Raw genomic sequence first — 21,184 nt, 5'->3', positions numbered from 1 at the left:
ACACGGTAAAGGAGAATGAGACTTTCAGAAAATACCCACTTTTTATGCCCGGATAAACATGGGCGAAGAGAAGCCGCGTGGGGTAAGAGCAACCGTATCATTACCATGCGGAACTGCGGTAAGATGGTGATTTCCGCATCATGATCGGGGAATACTCGTTTAATCACAGGGTTATAACATGATTCAGGATATCACTTTTGATAACCGAAAAATAAGCCGTGGGCAGTTGCGGGAAGACATCGTCCTGAATTGCCGTTTTCTTCGCTGTGACTTTGACCATGCGGATTTGTCGGAGTTACAGTTTATTCACTGCGTGTTTTATGATGAGCAGCAACAGGCCGGCTGCTCCTTTCAGCGGGCGAATATCAAAGATGCCTGCTTCAGGCACTGTGATTTAACCATGGCCGACTTCAGGAATACCGAGGCGCTGGGGTGTGAAATCCAGGAGTGCAAGGGGCAAGGTGCCGATTTCCGGGGGGCCAGCTTTATGAATATGCTGACCAGCCGCAGCTTTTTTTGCAGTGCTTCACTGACGCAAAACAATTTCAGCTATGCCAATTTCCAAAACGTTATCCTGGAAAAATGCCAACTGACGGGAAACCGTTGGAACGAAGCGAACATCCTGGGCGCCAATTTCAGCGGTTCCGATATGTCGGAGAGTGAATTCGGCCATATAGAGTGGCCGTCGGCGAATTTTACTCACTGCGATTTGACACATTCCGATCTCGGTGATTTGAATCTGCGCAAGGTTAATCTCGACGGGGTGAAAATCGACAGCTGGCAGCAGACCCAGCTGTTGGAAAAGCTGGGCATTATTGTGGTGAATGCCTAGCTCTTTTATAGCATGGCGAAGTCCGTCCCGGGCGGGACGGACTTCTGCAATTAGTATCTTTCCAGCCAATGGGCATAGGGCGCCGGCAGTGTCCAGGAGGGACGGTCGATACCCAGTTCCCGTGCGGCATAGTAGGACCAGTGCGGATTGGCCAAGTGCGCCTTGCCCACCATCACCAGATCCAGCTGGCCTTCGGCAACGGCTTTTTCCGCCAGATCCGGCGTGCCGAAGCCCCAGGCGGAAGCTACCGGAATGCCGGTTTCTTCACGCACCCGCTGTGCGATGGGGCCCATAAACGCCGGTCCCCAGGGAATGTTGGCGTCGGGAGTGGAAAAACCGATGCTGACGCTGAGCAGATCCAGTCCGGTGGCTTTAAAGCGACGGGTCAGTTCGATGGATTCGGTCAGGGTTTCCTCATCGCGGCCGTCGAATTCAATGACGCCGAAACGGGCGGTGAGCGGCAGATTTTCCGGCCACACCTCACGCACCGCCGCCAGGGTTTCCAGCATGAAACGGCTGCGGTTTTCCAGGCTACCGCCGTACTGATCGTGGCGTTGGTTGGAGTGCGTCGAGAAAAAACTCTGGCCCAGATAGCCGTGGGCGAAATGCAGTTCCAGCCATTCAAAGCCGGCGTCGCGGGCACGGCGGGCCGCCGCGACAAAATCATTGCGTACCCGGGCGATATCTTCCAGGGTCATGGCTTTCGGCTGTTTGGGTAAATTGGCTCCGAATGCGATAGCGGACGGCGCGATGGTCTGCCAGCCGCGAGGATCGCTGTCGGCTGTATGATCGTCGCCTTCCCAGGGGCGATTGGAGCTGGCCTTGCGGCCCGCATGGCCTATCTGGATGCCGGGTACCGCACCCGCTGCTTTAATGGCTTTTACCGCCGGTACGAAGGCCTGCGCTAAATCGTCGTTCCAGATGCCCGCGCATCCGGGGGTGATGCGGCCTTCCGACGCAACGGCGGTGGCTTCGACGATAACCAGTCCGGCGCCGCCGCGGGCCAGGGCGGCCAGATGTACCTGATGCCAGTCGTTGATAAGGCCGTCATCGGCGGAATACATGCACATCGGCGGAACGGCGATGCGGTTGCGGAGTGTGACATCCTTAAGCTTGAACGGTTGAAAAAGTGCTGACATGAAAACTTCCTTTTGAAAGTGGGATCGAACTTAGTAATATTTCTATATTTCGATATTATTCGAATAATGGATTTCTGGCAACCTTTTAGGTATAGTTAATTTATGAGACCTTTCAAACATCCTACCGCCAATGAATTCGTCCTCGAGCGTGTGCTCTACGCCCTGAGCGATCCGCTGCGTCTGGAAATCGTTCGGCGCCTGGCCACTCTGGGCGAGGCCAGCTGCGGTGAACTGGACGGCGGGCGGCCCAAATCCAGCGTTTCCCATCATTTTCGCGTTCTGCGCGATGCCGGGCTGGTGTTTACCCAAAACGTCGGCACCACGCATATGAACCATCTGCGCAGCGAAGATATGCAGACCCGCTTCCCCGGCTTGCTGGACGTGATATTGTCGCAGCGGGTTTAACTTTATTGCGCTTTCCCCCCGGCAGTGATAAAAAATTCTTCCCGTCGTTGATAAAGTCGCGATGTTGCTACGATGGAACTGCGATGGAACAGCAGCGAACTCACGGCGCAACAGTAGCGAGAAAACGATGACCAAAAACCGAATCCTGCGTGACGCCCTGGCGGGCGGAAAACTGCTTACCGCCATGGCGGCCCATAACCCCTTGGCGGCGAAGCTGGCGCAGGACGCGGGGTTTGATGCCATCTGGGGCAGCGGTTTTGAACTGTCCGCCAGCTACGCGGTGCCGGATGCCAGTATTCTCTCCATGGGCACTCACCTGGAAATGATGCGCGCCATCGCGTCGGTCACCGCTATCCCGCTGATAGCCGATATCGACACCGGTTTCGGCAACGCGGTTAACGTCAGCTATGTGATCCCGCAGTATGAAGCCGCCGGCGTCTCGGCAATTGTCTTGGAAGACAAGACCTTTCCCAAGGATACCAGCCTGCGCGCCGGGGGCCGGCAGGAACTGGTGCGCATCGAGGAATTCCAGGGCAAAGTGGCGGCGGCGGTAAATGCCCGCCGTGACCGGGATTTTATGGTCATCGCCCGAGTGGAAGCTTTGATCGCCGGCCTGGGCCAGGCCGAAGCGTTGAAACGCGGCCTGGCCTACCAGGAGGCGGGGGCCGACGCGGTGTTGATTCACTCCAAACAAACCACGCCGGATGAAATCCTCGCTTTCATCGCCGCCTGGCCGGGACAGGTTCCCCTGGTACTGGTGCCCACCGCCTATCCGCAGCTCACCGAGGCCGATATCGCCGCCTTGGGTAAAGTGGGCATCGTGATTTACGGCAACCATGCCATTCGCGCGGCGGTGGGCGCCATGCGCAGCGTTTTTGCGCAAATCCGCCGGGACGGCGGTATCAGTGAAGTGGATAAAACCTTGCCCGCGGTAAAAGAGATTATTGAATTGCAAGACGATGCGCGTATGCGCCGCATCGAAGGGAAGTTTTTACGATAGATGAGCGGCAATCAGGCCCTGATTTACATCAGGGCCACATTTTAATGACATAAACGTACGTTATGCCGCCGCTGAATTGGGATTATGCAAAAACAACATGACTAAAACCCCATTAACGTAAAGCCTTTGATGGCTCTCACGGTTTAGCCGGATATTCTTCAGTAAGATAAAAATGTGTATTATTCAGTGAAAAGAGAACGATCGTGGAAATACAACTTTTGCATGAATTTGTTTTATTGTCGAAAACACTGAATTTTAGCAAAGCCGCGCAGAAGATGAATATTACCCAGCCGGTATTAAGCCGGCATATGAAATATTTGGAGGAGTATTTTGAGGTCAGCTTTTTTAAACGCGATACTCATAAGGTTGAACTGACCAGCGCCGGGCAATTATTTTCCGAAGAAGCGGGTAAAATATTGTTTCAATATGAAACATCGGTATCGGCGATTCAGTCATTTACCGGGAAAAGCCGGCGCCGGCTTGCCGTCACTTTTCTGGGGGAGGCTATCCATAAATTTTTAATTACTTTTCTAACGCAGTTTCGCGCCAAGCATGAGGATATCGTCATAGAATGCCGCGACAGCGAGCTGGAAGAAGCCCTCTCTTTACTGGATAGTCACACCAGCGATATGGGATTTCTTATCAGACCTAATTTTATGGTCAATGAATCGAGATTTTGCACGCTGCCTTTTCAAACCGATCCGCTGTGCGTGGTGGTCAATAAATGCCATCCCCTGGCCGGTCGCGGCAGTGTTTCCCTGCGTGAGGTCAGCAAATGGCCGATAATGCGGGTCGATCCCCGGGAGTTTTCCCTGTCCGATGAATACAGCACCCGCTTCTTAACTATTCATAACATTGATTTCACCCTGGATAAAGAATATCCCAATCTGAAGACCTGCTGTTTCAACCTGGAATTTACCGACCGCGCGGTGCTCCTGATGCCCAGGCACCGGGGATATCTGGCCGGCCAGAACTGCGTCATGCTGGACATTGTCGAAGAGGACTGCTGGTTCAATCTGGAACTGGTATGGGATAATAAAAATACTAATCCCTCGGTGGCGATATTTCTGAAAGAGTTTAAAAACTTTTTAAAACAATAAGTAGAGTTGTGCCATCCATACCCCCCGTAAATGTATTTAAATAAAATCCTCATTTACAACCAAATCCTAATGTTAATTTAATTACACGGCCGCCTATCTATAGGCGGCTATATTCTTCGCTAAAGATCGCTTGTTTTCGGCAGCGTTGCCAAAACGGTTATGTTGAAAATGCATAGCCGAAAATATAAAAAGAATTTCCCTCGTTTTGCGGGCGATGGTACGTTTTTATTGCCAGAAAGCGCCAGATCTCAATGTGAATTACATGACTTAAATCTGTGTCGCTTCCAATAAATTCTTATAAAGCCATAAAGGAGTAAACCATGGCGATTAAAGCCAATTACGAGTCTGATCATGGAAAACGTAAAGAAATGTCCCATAAGGAATTGGGAACAATTCCCCATATGCGTTTCGAAGAGTATTCGGAAAAACTGAAACACTGCTTCACCATGAAACGGGAAAACGGAATTCTCGAAGCCCGGCTGCATACCAACGGCGACAGCCTCCAATGGGGTGCTCCCGCGCACCAGGCTCTTCACTACTTTTTCGACTGGGCCGGCAGGGATCCGGACAACGAGGTCATCATCCTCGGCGGGACGGGAAAGGACTTTATGAAGGGTATCGGCCGGCTTGACGAGAAGGGCAACTGGGGCCCGGCAACCGAGTTCAACTCCGCGCCGGAAGAAGCCTGGAAGATGTATGCGTATCAATATTATGACGGTACCAACGACATCGAAGGCCAGGTGTTTGATGTGGAAGTGCCTACCATCGGCGTATGGAACGGCGCCGCTTTCCACACCGATCTGGTGCTTTTCAGCGATCTTACCCTTTGTACCGAAGATGCGTGGACCACGGATATGCACTTCCGGGTCAACATGGTCCCCGGCGACGGCATCGGCATTGCCTGGCGGGAGCTGATGGGCCGCAAGAGATATGCCTATGCGGAACTGACCGGCGAGATCATCACGGCCCGCAAGGCCCTTGCCCTCGGTATGGTCAACGAGATCTGCCCCGATACGGAATCTTGCTATGCCCGGGCCCGGGAAATTGCCGAACTCATCATGTGCTCCGGCAGCCGTGTCACCCGCCGCATCACCACCCAGCAGCTCCGGAAAGCCTGGAAGGAAGATATCGCCAACGAGCTTCGCAACGCCTTCTCCACCGAAATGTTCGTGACCGCTACCGAACACAGTCCCCACGAAGTCAATTACTGGCACTGGGCGCACGAAGAGGCTGAACTGGTCAAGGCGGCCGAGAAGAAAGGTAAGGTTATCCGTCCGCGTGTCAATGGCGGTCAGGAAGAAGACGAAATCAAGTAATAGGCCTGTCTCCTTTGGTTCGGTAACGGATTACCTGTTATCGCATGTCGCCGGAGGTGGCCGTCTGTACGGTCACCAAACTGAAAAAACGGTGCATTGTCGACAATCGTTGTTGCCGCTGCATCGTTTTGGCAGCACGCGGGGTACTGGCCCGTCATCGCCCGGATCGGGGCGTAACGCCCTGGATGCCGGTGTATCCGGGTAACCTTTTACCGGCAAAAAAACTCATACAAATCGTAAGCGGGGCAGGTCCATGAATATAGGAAACGACGTCATCATTTCCGCCGCATTGACCGGCGCGGTGACACCAAAAGACATCAATGAAAATATCCCGCTGACACCGGAAGAAATTGCCGCGGACGCTTATCGCTGCTGGCAGCGGGGCGCCGCCATCGTCCATCTCCATATGCGCGACGATGGAGGGCTGGGTACGATGGACAGCGGGAAATTTGCCGAAACCATCCGTCTGCTGCGCGACCACCATGACTGCGATGTGATTATCAACTGCACCACCTCCGGTGATAACCGGGCCAGCGATAAACAGCGCCAGGAACATGTGGCCAACCTGAACGGGATAGAAATCGCTTCCTGGGACGCGGGGTCTTTTAACTGGATGCCCGGCGGCGTGTTTATCAATTCCCCGCAGTTTTTAGGCGCTCTCGGTGAAGTGCTGACCGCCCGGGGCATCAAACCCGAAGTGGAAATTTTCGATGCCGGCATGCTGGGCATCGCCGATTATTTTGTCCAGCAGGGCAAGCTGCCCAGGCCGCTGCATTACCAATTCTGCCTCGGTGTGCCGGGGGGAATGCCCGCCACGGTGGAGAACCTGCTTTATCTCTCCGCGCATATTCCTCCCGACGCCACCTGGTCGGCGTTCGGTGTCGGCAAAGCCCATATGCCCATGTTGTACGCCGCCATAGCATTGGGCGGACACGTACGCGTGGGTCTGGAAGACAACGTCTATTTCAGTAAGGGCGTAAAGGCGTCCAACGCGCAGCTGGTGGAACGCGCCGCACAGGCAATCCGGCTATTCGGCAAAGAGGTGGCCACACCCGAACGGGCAAGAAAAATGCTGGGGCTCCGGCCGTTATAAACCAGGCCATCCACGGCCTCTTCCTATGGGTCTCGCAGGCATGCAAAAGAAGGTTGTTATGAGAGAAGCAGTCATAGTATCGGCGGTTCGTACCCCGGTGGGTAAATGCCGCGGCGTGTTGGCGCCGGTACCGGCGCATATTCTGGGCGCGCTCGCCGTAAAAGAAGCAGTGAACCGGGCGAACATCGAGCCGGAAAGCATAGATGATGTCATATTCGCCAACCTGATGAATAACGAAATCAATAACATGGGCCGGATGGTGGCGTTGGAAGCCGGCCTGCCGGTTTCCGTGCCGGGAATTACCCTGGATCGCCAGTGCGCCGCGTCGCTGAACGCGCTGGCCTATGGCGCCATCCAGATCATGGCCGGTTTCGCCGATGTGATTGTCGCCGGCGGGGTGGAAAGCGATTCCCGCCGCACCTGGTCGCTGGAAAAAACCGACAACGCCTATTCGGTGCAGCCGCCGCGGTTTGTGGATATCCATACCTCGCCGGATAGCCTGGGCAACCCGCCCATGGGTATCACCGCCGAAAATGTGGCCGCCAAGTATGGCTTGACCCGCCGCCAGCTCGACGAGTTCGCGCTGCGCAGCCATCGGTTGGCCGGCGCCGCCTGGCAGACGGGCCGGTTTGACGAACAGATCGTACCGGTGCCGATAACCGATAAAAAAGGCCGGTTAACCCCGGTATCACGCGATGAGCCGCTGCGCCCCGATTGTTCCCTGGAAGCCCTGGCGTCCCTGCGGCCCAGTTTTAAAGCGGACGGCGTGGTGACCGCCGGCAACAGCTCGCCCATGAGCGACGGCGCGGGGGCCATGGTGCTGATGGAACGCTCGCTGGCGGAAAAACGCGGCCTGGAAATCCTCGGCGTTTTTCGCGGCTATGCGGCGGCGGGAGTGGATCCCAACCTGATGGGGCTGGGTCCGGTTCCCGCCACCGCCAAACTACTGAAGCAGGCGGGTCTGGCGGTGAGCGATATCGATTTATGGGAGTTGAACGAGGCTTTCGCCGCTCAATCCATTGCCTGCATCCGGGAAATCGGGATGGATCCCGCGCGGGTCAATCCCAATGGCGGCGCCATCGCCCTGGGGCATCCCCTGGCGGGCACCGGGGCGATTCTTACCGCGAAAACCCTGTATGAAATGAAACGCCGCAACCTGAACAAAGCCGTTATCACATTCTGTGTCGGTGGCGGCCAGGGCGTGGCGGTATTGCTGACGAGGAATTAATCATGCCGGGAAAATATGCCTCAGCCGATGAAATCACGCGCCTTTTCAAAGACGGCCAGACGCTGATTTGCGGTGGGTTCGCCAATTGCGGGGTCCCCAATCACCTGATCCAATGCGTGATCGACAGCGGCGCCAGGCACTTCACGCTGATTTCCAATGATTCCGGCGACGCCGATCTCACCATCGGCCGCCTGATTCATCATGGTCTGGTGGATAAGCTTATCGCCTCGCATATCGGTCGCAATACCGAAACCGTGGCGCTGGTGGAGGCCGGTAAAATCCAATTGGAGCTGGTACCCCAGGGCAGCCTGGCGGAGCGAATTCGCTGCGGCGGCTCGGGATTGGGGGGCGTTCTCACCAAAACCGGCCTGGGTACCGTGGTGGAGGAAGGGAAACATCGGGTGGTGGTGAACGGCGAACCGTTTTTGTTGGAAACCGCGCTGCGGGCGGATATCGCCCTGGTGCGCGCCCGCACCGCCGATCCGCTGGGCAACCTGACCTATCGCGGCACCATGCGCAACTTCAATCCCCTGGTGGCCAAGGCGGCGCAGATGACTCTGGTGGACGCGGACATGCTGGTGGATCTGGATGAATATGGCGTGGATCGCATCGTTACCCCCGGCGTGTATGTGGACAAGATCCTGACAACCCAAGGAGAAAACAAATGAATGCCCGTCTCAGGATAGCAAAACGCGCCGCCGGGTATTTTTCCGCTGGCGATGTGGTCAATCTGGGCATCGGCATTCCCAGCCTGTGTGGCGACTATGCGGTGCCCGGCGTGATGTTCCATACCGAAAACGGTCTGGTGGGCATGGGCCCGCTGACCTCGGGACTGCTGGCGGTGGAAGGGTTCTGTAATGCCACCGGCATGCGTTTTGTACCCATGCCCGGTGCCAGCTCATTCGACAGCGCGGAATCTTTCGGGCTGGTCCGTTCCGGCAAACTGGCGGCCTCGGTGCTGGGCGGCCTGCAGGTGGCGCAAAACGGCGATCTGGCCAATTGGGCGCAGCCCGGCCGGGTGTTCGGCATGGGTGGGGCGATGGATCTGGTGAACGGCGCCCGGCAGGTGATTGTCACCATGGAACTGTGCGCCAAAGACGGCGCAAGAAAAATCGTCAACGCCTGCAGTTATCCGCTGACGGGTAAACACTGTGTCAATCATATCGTCACCGAACAGTGCGTCATTGACGTTACCGACGACGGACTGGTGCTGGTGGAACTGCTGGAAGGCTTGACCCCGGAGGATATCCAGCGCCAGGTGGAGCCCCGGCTGATTGTGGCCGATTCCTTGAAAACCATGGAAATATAACGTCCGGAGGACCCCGTGATGAAAGACGCTTCAGGCATGTTCGCGCTGGATTACGACGCAAGGGATAACGTCGAACCTGTGCCGGAATGTTGGAAAACGTGCGTACCATCCCGATAAACCCACAACGCATTCCCGGGCGGGGCCCGACTGCGTACAACGAGCTTACCATTATGACTGGGCAAGAAAAAAACCTGGCGCTGCCACATAAGATTATCGAACTTGCTACCCGGGGGGACGATCACCTTTCCGCCACCAAAAGTAGTTTTGGGCCCCATGGATGGACCATTATTTTTTTCCAGGCCCTGATGTTCTGGCTTGCCGCCGGCGCCGTGACCCACGGTCTGAATGTGATTCTGCCCGCCCTGTCCAAAACCTTTAACCTGGATTACAACGCGCTGCTGGCGCTGGCGACCCCTGCCTCCTGGGCTTCAATCCTGGCGGGTCCACTATGCGCCAGATTGTGTGAAAAGAAGGGGCCCAAATTCAATATCGTTTTCTGCCTTATCGCCTGCGGATTGTGTTTCGGCCTGCTGGGCTACTGGGGGACGCTGACCGGGTTCACCGTACTGTTTGCCGGGGTCTGTTTTTTCGGTACCGGCTTCGCTTATATGGGCGGAACCGCCCTTATCGCCAACTGGTTTATCCGTAAACAGGGTCTGGCGCTGGGCTGGTGCACCATGGGACAGACCTTTTCCAGCGCCTTTTTCGTGCCGGTGCTGGCCGGTTTCTTCTCATGGTTCGGCGTTCATAACGGATTTTGGGGCGTGTCGCTGGTGATGTTCGTCACCGCGCTGCTGGTGGCGGTATTTGCCGCCAACAAACCGGAAGACATCGGCTGTGCCCCCGACAACGCGCCCATCACAGCCGAGGAGCTGGCCGAACGGGTCCGCGAACATAAAGACTATATTTGCCCGGTTACCACCGGCCAATTGCTGCGCATGAAGGACGTCTGGTTCATGGGCATCGCCACCGGCGGTATCTATATCATGCTGGTAGGGGTGGTAAGTCAGATGGTGCCCCGGTTGATGGGCATGGGATTTGAACTGAGCACCGCCATCTTTTATATGACCCTCTCGGCGCTGTTCGGCACCTTTGGCGCCTATGGCTGGGGTTGGCTAAACCAAAAGGTGGGGATTAAAGCGGCCATCATGATTTACACCCTGTGGTGGATGGTGTCGGTGGTTATCAACATCTTCCAGTCCAATGCGCTGACCCTGTGGATTTCCCTGCTGATGATCGGTTTTAGCCTGGCGGGCGCCACCAATTTAAGCACCGCGCTGATTGCCACTAAATTTCCACGCAGAACCTATATCCGGGCCATCGGCATTATCGCGCCGATCCAGTCCATTGTGCGCTGCTTCGCCTTTTCCATTTTGGCGGTGGGGTTGACCTATCTGGGAGGATATGCCGGTGCTTATCTCCTGCTGGTGGCGGTAGGCGCCGTGACGTTGATTTTAATTTGGCAAACCGATGTGACGCCCATAGAAAGCCTGCCGGCTACGTCCGGCGCACAAACGGACATTCGTTAAAGGAAGAGAATGAATTAGATAAGATTTTTCCCGAATCAGAACATTATGCAACCTATCAAAAAAAGACATTAAGACGTTGGGTAAAAGTATTGCGAACAATATGCCGGAAATCATAGCGGCTGGGCTTATTTATCCGGGGAAAATCGGGCGCTGAATAATAATAACAGGCGTCTTTTAAAAAATTCATTTTATGAAGTGGCATTTTAAAATAAACGGGCAGGGAAATCTGCGTCCCATGAATAATTCAAGACTGTATAGCTCAAGGGCGAAAAATTTATTGTTCAAGGTGACCCGGCGTTCTTGGCGCCGTTTATAAAACAGGTTTCCCTGGAGAAATAAAATGAGATTCATCAAGAGGTCAATATGACGGGAATTGTTATTGCCAGTGCCGTGCGTACCGCCATCGGCAGCTTTGGCGGCGGTCTGGCTTCGCTGGCGGCTCCTCAGCTGGGCGCGCTGGTGGCGCGGGAAAGTATCAGGCGTGCCGGTATCCAGCCCGATATTATCGATGAGGTTTTCCTCGGCAATGTCCTGCAGGCGGGATTGGGCCAAAACCCGGCCCGTCAAGCGATGCTGCATGCCGGCATTGATGAAAAGACCCCGGCAACCACCCTGAATGTTGTCTGCGGATCCGGCTTGAAAAGCGTGATCCTGGCGTCTCAGGTTATCGCCGCGGGCGATGCGCAGATTGTCCTGGCGGGGGGGATGGAAAATATGTCGGCGGCGCCCTATCTGCTGGATAAAGCCCGCTGGGGATACCGGATGGGGGATGGCACTATTACCGACAGCATGGTACATGACGGACTATTTTGCAGTATTAATCAATACCATATGGGCATCACCGCCGAAAATGTCGCCGCCCGTTATAACATCAGCCGGCTTGAACAGGATAGCATCGCCCTGCGCTCGCAGCGGCGGGCGGTGGCGGCCATTGGCAACGGCGCGTTTCGTAATGAAATCCTGCCGGTCATTCTGCACGGCAAAAAAGGCGACATTATTCTCGATACGGATGAACATCCCCGTGGGGATGTCAGCGCCGAGGGCCTGGCCAGACTGCGTCCGGCTTTTACGCCGGAGGGCAGCGTCACGGCGGGTAATGCCTCCGGCATCAATGACGGCGCGGCCGCGCTGGTGGTAATGAGCGAAGCCCGGTCCCGCTCGCTGGATATCCGGCCGTTGGCGCGGATCCGTGGTTATGCCACCTGCGGCGTCGATCCGGCTTTTATGGGCATCGGGCCGGTGCCGGCGGTACGCGCGGCACTGAAGAAGGCCGGCCTGGGTATCGGTGATATTGACCTGATTGAGGCCAATGAAGCCTTTGCCGCACAGTTCGCCGCGGTGGGCCATGAGCTGGGGCTGGATGAGGACAAGACCAACGTCAATGGCGGCGCCATTGCCCTGGGCCATCCGATCGGCGCTTCCGGCGCCAGGATCCTGGTAACGCTGTTATACGCTCTGGCGGCCCGGGACAAAACCTTCGGCCTGGCAACCCTGTGTGTCGGCGGGGGACTGGGGGTGGCGGTCGTGGTGGAGCGCCTCTGACATCCATCTTGCCGTCAAATGGAAAAGTATTGGCAATATATAAAAATGATGGCGGAAATAATATAAGGCAAATGGGCAGGCGGTTAATTCATAAATGTATTTAAAATACAAAAATGCATGATTATTATTTTTGCGGGCTAGTCTTATATCCCGATCTTGACGATGACTTTTATAGCCGGGATTAAAACCTGACATAAAAAGCGCGGTGAAGTTGGAAATGACGTGTAATAGAGCTAATTGCAATCATTTGACTTTAGGTACCCGATCAAATCGGGTGCGGATTAATATTGGCACCAACTTTGCTCAATATCGTAGGTAAATAAAACTTATATAAGCGGATCGATATTCTATGAAAAACGATTATGTGAAAAAAAGATTACCGGCTCTCGTTGCGCTCATTCTGGGCTGCTCCGTGGGTTTTTCGGCCAATGCGGCCGTTACCGCCGGCGACTATACGGCGTCGGCCAAAGGCCTGGACAGCGATGTCAAGGTCACGGTTTCCATTGATCAAGCGGGAACGATTAAAAATATCGTCGCCGATGCGTCCGGTGAAACCCCTGAATTGGGGGGCGTGGCGGGACCCCAGGTGGCCAAGTCCATCGTTGATCATCAAAGCCTGGACGTAGACGGCATGACCGGCGCCACCGAAACCAGCGATGCCGTGAAGCAAGCCACCAAGGCGGCCTTGCTGCTGGCCGGCGCGGATATCGGCAAATATACCGGCGGGACGGCAAAAACCGCCGCCGCGCCTGTTGCCGATGAAGAAAAAACGGTGGATGTGGTGGTGATGGGGGGTGGGACTTCCGGCACCGCCGCCGCGCTCGCCGCCGAGGAAAAAGGCGCCAAGGTATTGGTGGTGGAAAAATCGGCGGTGGTGGGGGGCAGCGGCAATATGGCCAGCGGCTTTTTTGCCGTGGAGTCTTCGCTGCAAAAATCCGAAGGCATGAAGTACACCGCTGCGGATCTGACGCACCGGCTGCTGGAATATAATCATTATTTATCCAACGGTCCGCTCACCGAAGCCATTGTGAATAAATCCGGTTCAACCGCCGATTGGATGGCAAAGCACGGCGTCAAGTTTGATATCAAGTCGGTGGCCAAAGATGCCAATCAGGAACAGCAGGCTCACCGGGATGATCCCATCAAGGCGGATATATACCATCACTATCTCGATACCAACGCCGCCTACAAGAGTCTGTATACCAGTTTCCTGCAATCCGGAGGGGAATTGATGAAGAATACTGCCGCAACGTCGCTGATTCAGGATAAGGACGGCCAGGTGACCGGCTTAGTTGCCCAGAAAGCGGACGGCGGCAAATTAATTGTCCATGCCAAGGCGGTTATCATTGCCAGCGGCGGTTTCGGTGGTAATGAAAAAATGGTCCGGGACGTCATGAATACGCCGAATATTCACGTACTGGCCTGGCCGAATCAGGGTGAAGGCACCAGGATGGCCTGGGCGGCGGGCGGGGCGCAATGGAACCTGCATTCCGCATTGATTCATGCCTGCAAATTGGTAGGCATAACCTCATCCGCCGCGGCCGATCAGGGGAATGCCGAAAACGATAGCCCGCTTATCTGGCTATTGAAATCACCGTTATTATGGGTGGACGCCAACGGTCAGCGCTTCGGCGATGAAGGCCTGGTCTACGATACGGCGTATTGGGCCAACGTGTCGTATTCGGTGGGCGGTAAATATTACATTGTTCTCGATAGCCAGACCTTAAATGCCTATACCAAGAAATCATTCCCCTTCGCTTTATCCGGCGCGGGACCGGCCAATCCACCCAAGGGCGGGGATTTTGTGGCCTTGGCGGATGCCGCGGTTGACGGCGGTAAAAGCAAAAGTATCTTCAAAGGCCAGACTATCGAAGAATTGGCGAAAAACATGGGCGTGGAAGCCGGCCAATTGGAAAAAACCGTCTCACATTATAATGATTTGATCAAAGCCAAATCAGACCCGGATTTCGGCAAAAAACCCGCTTACCTGGTTTATCCGGTTAAATCCGGTCCCTTCTATGCGTTCGAAACCCAGGTGGTCAGTTTAAGCAGTATCGGCGGGGTACGGGTTAATGCCAAATTACAGGTCACCGATATTAATGCCAAACCTATTCCGGGATTATATGCGGTAGGGAATGTTGCGGCAGGTTTTTATAGTGGACCGGGCTATCCGCCCTATGAAGGTTTAGCCAACGGTTTTGCCCTGAACTCCGGCCGTATTGCCGGCGAAAATGCGGCGGAAACCGTAGCCATGGCGCATTGATAGGCCGCCGGGGGTGCATTGGGGTGCAATATGGAAAAACGGGGAGTGGACTATTTCCCGGCCCCCGGCCATAGGTTCAAAATAGCGTTGGTTTATTGAACGGTATTTATTATTGAAATTGACGGCATTATCGTTTACCGGAGATTTCCGGTGAAAAGATGACGTATTGCTCCCGCATTATTTCCATTAAGGGGTTGGTATGGGCGTTTCGCGTCGCGGGTTTATTATGGGAATAGGCAGCGCGGTATTGGCGGCTAATTCGGTAAATCGTATTCTGGCGGAAGTCATTAACCCGCAAACCCTCGTCATTGGCAATATCCGCTATGGCATGATGCATGATGAAACCAAGTGCATCGGCTGCCGTGCCTGTATTTTGGCTTGCCATCGAGTGAATAAGGTTCCGGCGGAGGTCACGCGGCTGGATATTCTGGATAACGGAACATACCGGGAGCTGAATAAAAACTCGCGGCAGTTTGTGCGTAAATCCTGCCAGCATTGCGATAACCCGCCGTGCGTGGCGGTTTGTCCTACCGGCGCGTCCTATAAAGACCCCAAAACGGGCATTGTTGATGTCCATCACGATCGTTGCGTCGGGTGCCGGTACTGCATTGCCGCCTGCCCCTATCATGTGCGTTTTATCCATCCGCTATCGAAAACGGCGGATAAGTGTAACTTCTGCCGGGATACCAATCTGGCCGCCGGTAAGCCACCCGCCTGCGTGGTGATTTGCCCGGTGAAGGCGTTGACCTTCGGCAATCTGGACGATCCCGACAGTGATATCGCCAAACTCATCGCCAGTAAAACCGTATACCGAAACAAACTTTATTTAGGCACTTCCCCCAAGCTTTATCATATTGCGGGTAAATTTGGAGAAATACGAGGATGAACACTGCCTTTCATTTCGATACCCTGGTCTGGGATTGGCCGATAGCGGTTTACCTGTTATTGATAGGTATTTCATCCGGCATGGTCATTATAGCCGTTTTGCTTAAAAGACACATCCTGCTAGTGAATGCCGCCAACGACGGCGTCATTCAAGCGACGACCATTATCGCGCCGTTGACGGTCATTCTGGGCTTGGTGATCCTTATTTTTCATTTGGCGCGCTCATGGACATTTTGGTATTTGATGGTGTTCTACAATCCCCATTCAGTTATGTCCCTGGGGGTTATGCTGTTTCAGATTTATATGGTGGTGCTGATACTGTGGATAATCGCCATTTATCAGGGAAAGATCAACAATATTATTAAGCTAGCCTGGTTAAACCGGCTGGTGCGCCTTATCGCCGGATGGGAACGCGGGCTTGATGTCATTATGGTCTTTTTGGCCGTCCTGTTAAGCGTCTATACCGGCTTTCTACTGCTGGCCTTAAAATCCTACCCGTTACTGAACAATCCGGTTTTGCCTTTGCTTTTCCTGGCCTCCGGCCTGACCTCGGCCGTTGCCATGGCGATATTGTGCGGACTGGTGTTCTATAAACAATCGGTTCATTCACCCTCGCTGGCCTTTATTCATAAACTGGAGTTGCCGCTAATCATCGCAGAGCTCGGTCTGCTGGTGGTGTTTTTTATTGGCCTGATTTTTGGCGGCGGGCAGAAGGAAGTCGCGGCGTTAACCGCGTTAAGGGGATTTTGGGGCGCTGTTTTTTGGCTGGGTATAGTGGGGCTGGGTATTTTATTACCCATCGCCTTGAAGTTGTTGTGCAGCGAACGTATTAAATTCAATAAGACTTACCTGGTGACCATGTCCGGTATCGGACTGTTCAGTGTGTTCATGCTTCGCATGTTTATATTGTATGCGGGACAGATGGTAATGGCATAAATGAACAACTCAACCTGGCTTCTGAGCATTGCATCATTAACCTTTTTTATGCAATCACTGGATACCACCATGTTATATCTGGCTATCCCTTCCATGGCGGAGGCGTTACATCAGTCCTCCCTCAGCATGGGGATGGTGGTTGTTTCTTATATGCTGACGGTGATGGTTTTTACGCCGGTATGCGGATGGCTGGCGGATACCTATGGTTATCGGCGAATCTATCTATTATCGTTGGGCTTATTCACCTTGGGGTCTTTTTTATGCGCCTCGGCGGATATATTAACCGGTCTTATCCTGGCGCGTTTTTTACAGGGCATCGGGGGTGCATTAATGTTGCCGGTGGTGCGGGTGGTCATTTTGAAAACAACCTTGCCGGCGGAAAAGTTATCCGCCTTGAATAAAATCACCTTATTGGGATTGGGGGGTACGTTGCTGGGACCGCCGTTAAGCGGGTTCCTGATAACCGCATTCTCCTGGAGAATGATTTTCCTGGTAAATATTCCCTTCTGCCTGATCTGTTTTGCCCTGGCAAAAAAATATATGCCGGGGCAGATAAAATCAAACCTGCGAGGAAACTTCGATACGATAGGATTTATGCTGGTGGTGCCGGCACTATTATTTATCTTGCTTGGCTTGTTGGGTATCGGTAAGCAATATTTTACCAGCATGTGGGTAATGACATTCTTTCTGATAGCAATGGTGTTGTTATATAGCTATAAAAATCACCAGGGAAAAACGCTTGAGCCGTTATTGGCGCTTTCGTTGTTTCGGCACAGAACCTTTGCCGTGGGCATCGCCAGTAACATTTGCGTACGGATTTTTTTAGCGTCGGTACCTTTGGTCCTGTCGCTGATGATGCAACTGGAGTTTAATTATTCCCCGGCGGGGGTCAGTATGATTATGCTGTCGCTGGCGGCAGGGTCGTTGAGCGCCAGGTTCCTGCTGCGACCGGCATTGGAACGGTGCGGCTACCGGTGTTTATTGCTTATTGCGACGACGGCCAGCGCGACGTTGATTTACTCCTTGACCCTTTCGCTTCTAAACGGTTCACTGGATATTATTGTTATATTGATATTTATGTTAGGGGCTTTTACCTCTGTTCTCTATGCCACCATGAATACTTTGACGTTCAGTGAGTTAACGGATGACACCTATAATGCCGGCAACAGCTTGCTTATACTGAGTCAACTACTTTCAATCATAATAAGCGTTACGTTAACATTCGCGTTACTTCGTTATGTTAACTACGCAGATAATGTAAGGGGACTGGAAAATTACCATGTGTCATTTTTATTGATGAGCCTGGGACTATTTTTATGTTGCTTTATTTTTTTACGTCTGGATAAAAATGATGGCGATGTTTTTATCCAGAGAGCACAGAAATAAAAAATGTGGCAATTTAAAAAAATATTGCATGCCTGTAATATTGGGTAGGCATGTTGAACTAATGATTAGAATAAAATACGCTTTAAGAATAATAACCATAGTCGGAAAATAACGCGCTGATAACTCGGCAGGAATAGGGCATGTTATCACCGTCGGACCGTCATTGAATATATTAATGATCGGCCGTTTCCGTCCTATTACATCAATGGGATAGAACAATGAAAATAACACCTCATAATATATGGACCAGAATGCTATGTTCCGGCGCGATCCTGTGCGGCATGGCGCTGACGAGCAGCCCGGCGTTTGCCGCCGACGACGCGGAATCCTCTGACCGCCCGCTGTCCGACGAGGGGGCATGGCTGTCGGATCACGGGATCACCCCGCATATCATGGCGTCCCAGCTTTGGTTGGGCAACCCCAGCGCGGGTACCAGCACCCACGAGACCTCGGCCTATACGATGTTTTTCGCCGGCGCGGATTTCGACCTGGATCGTATGGGGTTGATCCCCGGCGGTACTATCCACTTCATGCAACTGTGGGTGCCCTTCAGCCATAATACTTTATACGGCAATAGCGCCGGTGGTCTGTTGGCCGGCGACCCGCCGCCCTATATCCCCAAGGTCGCGCATCTGCTGCGTTTCGGTTATGAACAGCAGCTGTTTAACGACCGGCTGTCCATCGAAGTAGGCAAGAGCAACCCCGGCCAGTTTGTCGGTTTCACCAACTGCAATGTGCAGTCGTCCTGTGTGAATACCGTACTGAATAAGACGGCGGGGTTCGGACCCGCGCCTTATGCCGGCTGGGGCGCGCGCGCCACCTACCACTTTACGCCGGCGCTGGAGTCCAACATCGGCGTCTGGCGCACCTATCAGGCGTTTCCGTTCACCAACGGCTGGGAACGGTGGGACGACGACTACGATTCCGGCAGTACCTTGCTGGTGGCCAATGTAGCGCGGCGCGTCAGCTGGCAGCAAGAACCCTATCCCTTCAACTGGGAGGCGCTGGCGTTCCACAACAATCTGCAATACAACGACGCCTACTCCACGGTGAACGGCACCTCAAAAGTGTACGATAGCAGCGCCGCGGTGCTCACTCACAAAGGCGTCTCCGGCTTCTATCTCACGGCAAAAAAAGCCTTTTGGCGGCGTGACGGCGGGGCCGATCCCCACAATCCCGCGCCCAGCGCCGTGAGTGTGCACGGCAGCGTATCGCAAACCTTGCAGTCGGATGCCTACACCGGGATAGCCACGCTGGCTGACGCCGGGCTTATCTGGTCGGGACCCTGGCGGAGCCGTCCCAATGACAGTTACGGCCTGACATTCCGCTGGGGCAGGCTGACGGACGGAGAGCACCGCTACTTGCAGGATATGTTCAATTCCGAGGGCGGGACGGGGTGGCGGGTACCGCGTAACGAGCAGCAGTTGAGCATCGACGCGTCCTTTATGCTGACGCCGGAGGTCAATTTGACGATGACCGGTTCCCGTGTCTGGAACAACACCAATTACCAGTATGCCTATACCAGCGTCAGGCCGGAGGATGGCTATACATTCTGGATCCAGGTCAACGTGATGCTGGAAAAACTGCTCGGTCTGTGACGGCAACGTACAGGAGAAATCGCCGGCCCGTCTTGGTGCCGGCAATTCGCGTTTACGGCTATCATTCCTGATAGCACACCAGCTCCGTATCATGACTGGATCTTCTGCGTCCCATGCCCAAGGATTGCAGTTTCCGGGCAATCGTGGGTTGGGAAACCCCCAAGGCGGTAGCAATATGATAGGTGGTTTTATACTTTTCCACTGCCAACATCAGCACGGTCCTTTCAACGTACGACATAATGTCCGGCAGGGATTTATTATCATGTATTTGTTTGGAACAAAAATCGGATAGTTCATCGTCGATATTATCGGTGCTCAATAGGTAATTTTTTTTATTTAACAGTGGGGAGATTATCTCTTCAGTGATAAAATTTTCCTCAGAGCAAATATATAAGTATTCAATGATATTTTCCAACTCCCTGATATTTCCAGGCCAAGGATAATTGACTAATATTTTTAACGTTTGTGTGGTAAATCGAATTATTCTGTTATAAATGGCGTCAAATTTATGCAGAAAGTATTCGATCAATATCGGAATGTCGGCTTCCCTTTCTCTTAAGGGGGGTAAATAGATTGGAATGAGACTGAGCCTGTAAAACAGGTCCTCACGAAAGTGTTTTTCGGCAATCTTTTTATCCAGATCCGAATTAGTCGCGGCAATGATCCGTATGTTTAAACTAATAGGCTTGGTGCCGCCCAAACGAACGATCTCTTTTTGCTGCAAGACGCGCAATAATTTAGCCTGGGCCTCAAAAGGCAAATCGCCAATCTCATCAAGGAATATTGTTCCTCCGTTCGCCTGCTCAAAAAAGCCGGCTCTGCTTGATGTGGCACCGGTGAATGCCCCTTTTTCATAACCGAAAAGCTCTCCTTCTATAAGGGCAGTCGGTATCGCCGCACAATTGAGTTTGATAAAGGGTCTATTCGCTCGTAAGCTCATTCTTTGGATATTCTCGGCAACCACCTCTTTACCCGTGCCGGATTCCCCACGAATTAAAACAGTCGCGTCTGTCTTTGCGACTCTTAGCATGATCCGCTTCAATTCTTCCATGGGTCTGCTGATACCGATTAAATTGTCAAACGGGAAAGGGGTAGGTAAACATTTTTTTTCCAGCAAATCATGATAAGAATCGAAAGAATAAATTGGATAATTAAATTTGGTATGTAATTTTTGAAAAAAAGATTCTGCATAGAGAATTGAAACCACATGCTCAATCTCGTTTTCTTCATCGAGCACCGGCATGCCGGATACAAAAGCCATTTTTTCGGGTAAAAGATGATGAACAAAAAACGCCATTGCCTCTTTTTTTTGTTTCAACACTTCTGTGGTAATTGCGTGTTTGAAATATTTACCTTCTTTAATGATATCGTCGATTGTTCGGCCAAGGATCGCATCAGCGTCTATGATGGGATTTTCCCGTAAGTAAGCCTGGTTAATATATTCCGTTACGCCGCTGGAGTCGGTGATGTAGATGGGACACTCCAGGGTATCGACGATTTTTTTGAAATCAATCGCGGTCTCGTTAGCCGTTTGAAGAAAATTTCCGCTGGACATGATGGCCCTCATGAAAACCGGTGATTGAGAAAATATCCTATCTTCGGTCAAAGGTCTTGATGCCGGCA

At 53.2% G+C, this 21,184-nt stretch carries 18 protein-coding genes; 16 read left to right on the top strand and 2 right to left on the bottom strand.

The window, feature by feature from the left end:
• The first annotated feature begins 178 nt into the window (after window positions 1-178).
• On the top strand, window positions 179-832 hold the full coding sequence (locus tag HB631_RS13580) for a Qnr family pentapeptide repeat protein (RefSeq protein ID WP_213991704.1): 654 nt from the start codon (window positions 179-181) through the stop codon (window positions 830-832).
• A 50-nt stretch (window positions 833-882) separates the two neighbouring features.
• Here the strand turns inward: HB631_RS13580 and HB631_RS13575 are convergent, their stop codons facing one another.
• Window positions 883-1,971 (bottom strand): NADH:flavin oxidoreductase/NADH oxidase, encoded by a 1,089-nt coding sequence (locus tag HB631_RS13575; RefSeq protein ID WP_213991703.1) that lies wholly within the window; start codon window positions 1,969-1,971, stop codon window positions 883-885.
• Window positions 1,972-2,073: 102 nt separating this feature from the next.
• Here HB631_RS13575 and HB631_RS13570 point away from each other — a divergent pair, with 102 nt between their 5' ends.
• The 15 genes from HB631_RS13570 (at window position 2,074) to HB631_RS13500 (ending at window position 19,561) form a co-directional block, all read left to right on the top strand.
• Entirely contained in the window at window positions 2,074-2,376 is a 303-nt protein-coding gene (locus HB631_RS13570) for a helix-turn-helix domain-containing protein (RefSeq protein WP_213991702.1), read from the top strand.
• 127 nt (window positions 2,377-2,503) lie between these two features.
• On the top strand, window positions 2,504-3,376 hold the full coding sequence (locus HB631_RS13565) for a phosphonopyruvate hydrolase (protein WP_213991701.1): 873 nt from the start codon (window positions 2,504-2,506) through the stop codon (window positions 3,374-3,376).
• 203 nt (window positions 3,377-3,579) lie between these two features.
• On the top strand, window positions 3,580-4,476 hold the full coding sequence (locus HB631_RS13560) for a LysR family transcriptional regulator (protein WP_213991700.1): 897 nt from the start codon (window positions 3,580-3,582) through the stop codon (window positions 4,474-4,476).
• A 320-nt stretch (window positions 4,477-4,796) separates the two neighbouring features.
• Complete coding sequence (locus tag HB631_RS13555) at window positions 4,797-5,792, top strand: enoyl-CoA hydratase/isomerase family protein (protein ID WP_213991699.1); 996 nt, start codon at window positions 4,797-4,799, stop codon at window positions 5,790-5,792.
• Between the two features lie 253 nt (window positions 5,793-6,045).
• The gene (locus HB631_RS13550; RefSeq protein WP_213991698.1) at window positions 6,046-6,885 is read left to right on the top strand and encodes a 3-keto-5-aminohexanoate cleavage protein; all 840 of its coding nucleotides are present in this window, start codon (window positions 6,046-6,048) and stop codon (window positions 6,883-6,885) included.
• Between the two features lie 58 nt (window positions 6,886-6,943).
• A complete protein-coding gene (locus HB631_RS13545) occupies window positions 6,944-8,113 on the top strand; it encodes a thiolase family protein (RefSeq protein ID WP_213991697.1) in 1,170 nt (389 codons plus the stop codon).
• 2 nt (window positions 8,114-8,115) lie between these two features.
• Complete coding sequence (locus tag HB631_RS13540) at window positions 8,116-8,781, top strand: 3-oxoacid CoA-transferase subunit A (protein ID WP_213991696.1); 666 nt, start codon at window positions 8,116-8,118, stop codon at window positions 8,779-8,781.
• Window positions 8,778-9,422 carry a CoA-transferase gene (locus HB631_RS13535; protein ID WP_213991695.1) on the top strand — a complete coding sequence of 215 codons (645 nt, stop codon included), beginning with the start codon at window positions 8,778-8,780 and terminating at the stop codon, window positions 9,420-9,422. The genes HB631_RS13540 and HB631_RS13535 overlap by 4 nt, the downstream gene beginning before the upstream one ends.
• A 170-nt stretch (window positions 9,423-9,592) precedes the next feature.
• Window positions 9,593-10,951: an MFS transporter gene (locus HB631_RS13530; protein WP_213991694.1), complete on the top strand. Its 1,359-nt coding sequence runs from the start codon at window positions 9,593-9,595 to the stop codon at window positions 10,949-10,951.
• Between the two features lie 363 nt (window positions 10,952-11,314).
• The gene (locus tag HB631_RS13525; RefSeq protein ID WP_213991693.1) at window positions 11,315-12,493 is read left to right on the top strand and encodes an acetyl-CoA C-acetyltransferase; all 1,179 of its coding nucleotides are present in this window, start codon (window positions 11,315-11,317) and stop codon (window positions 12,491-12,493) included.
• Window positions 12,494-12,842: 349 nt separating this feature from the next.
• Window positions 12,843-14,756, top strand: a complete 1,914-nt coding sequence (locus HB631_RS13520) for an FAD-dependent oxidoreductase (RefSeq protein ID WP_213991692.1) — start codon at window positions 12,843-12,845, stop codon at window positions 14,754-14,756.
• Window positions 14,757-14,955: 199 nt separating this feature from the next.
• The gene (locus tag HB631_RS13515) at window positions 14,956-15,642 is read left to right on the top strand and encodes a 4Fe-4S dicluster domain-containing protein (RefSeq protein ID WP_213991691.1); all 687 of its coding nucleotides are present in this window, start codon (window positions 14,956-14,958) and stop codon (window positions 15,640-15,642) included.
• A complete protein-coding gene (gene nrfD / locus HB631_RS13510; protein WP_213991690.1) occupies window positions 15,639-16,577 on the top strand; it encodes a cytochrome c nitrite reductase subunit NrfD in 939 nt (312 codons plus the stop codon). Before HB631_RS13515 ends, nrfD begins: the two co-directional genes overlap by 4 nt.
• Complete coding sequence (locus HB631_RS13505) at window positions 16,578-17,963, top strand: MFS transporter (protein ID WP_213991689.1); 1,386 nt, start codon at window positions 16,578-16,580, stop codon at window positions 17,961-17,963.
• Window positions 17,964-18,181: 218 nt separating this feature from the next.
• Complete coding sequence (locus HB631_RS13500; protein ID WP_255556988.1) at window positions 18,182-19,561, top strand: carbohydrate porin; 1,380 nt, start codon at window positions 18,182-18,184, stop codon at window positions 19,559-19,561.
• 61 nt (window positions 19,562-19,622) lie between these two features.
• Here HB631_RS13500 and HB631_RS13495 read toward each other — a convergent pair whose 3' ends face one another.
• A complete protein-coding gene (locus HB631_RS13495) occupies window positions 19,623-21,116 on the bottom strand; it encodes a sigma 54-interacting transcriptional regulator (protein WP_213991688.1) in 1,494 nt (497 codons plus the stop codon).
• Window positions 21,117-21,184 lie beyond the last annotated feature (68 nt).

It is taken from the genome of Sodalis sp. dw_96 (assembly GCF_018449575.1).
Lineage (GTDB): Bacteria > Pseudomonadota > Gammaproteobacteria > Enterobacterales > Enterobacteriaceae > Acerihabitans.
The sequence above is the reverse complement of the archived record's forward strand: the minus strand, read 5'-3'. Positions and strand labels throughout refer to the sequence as shown.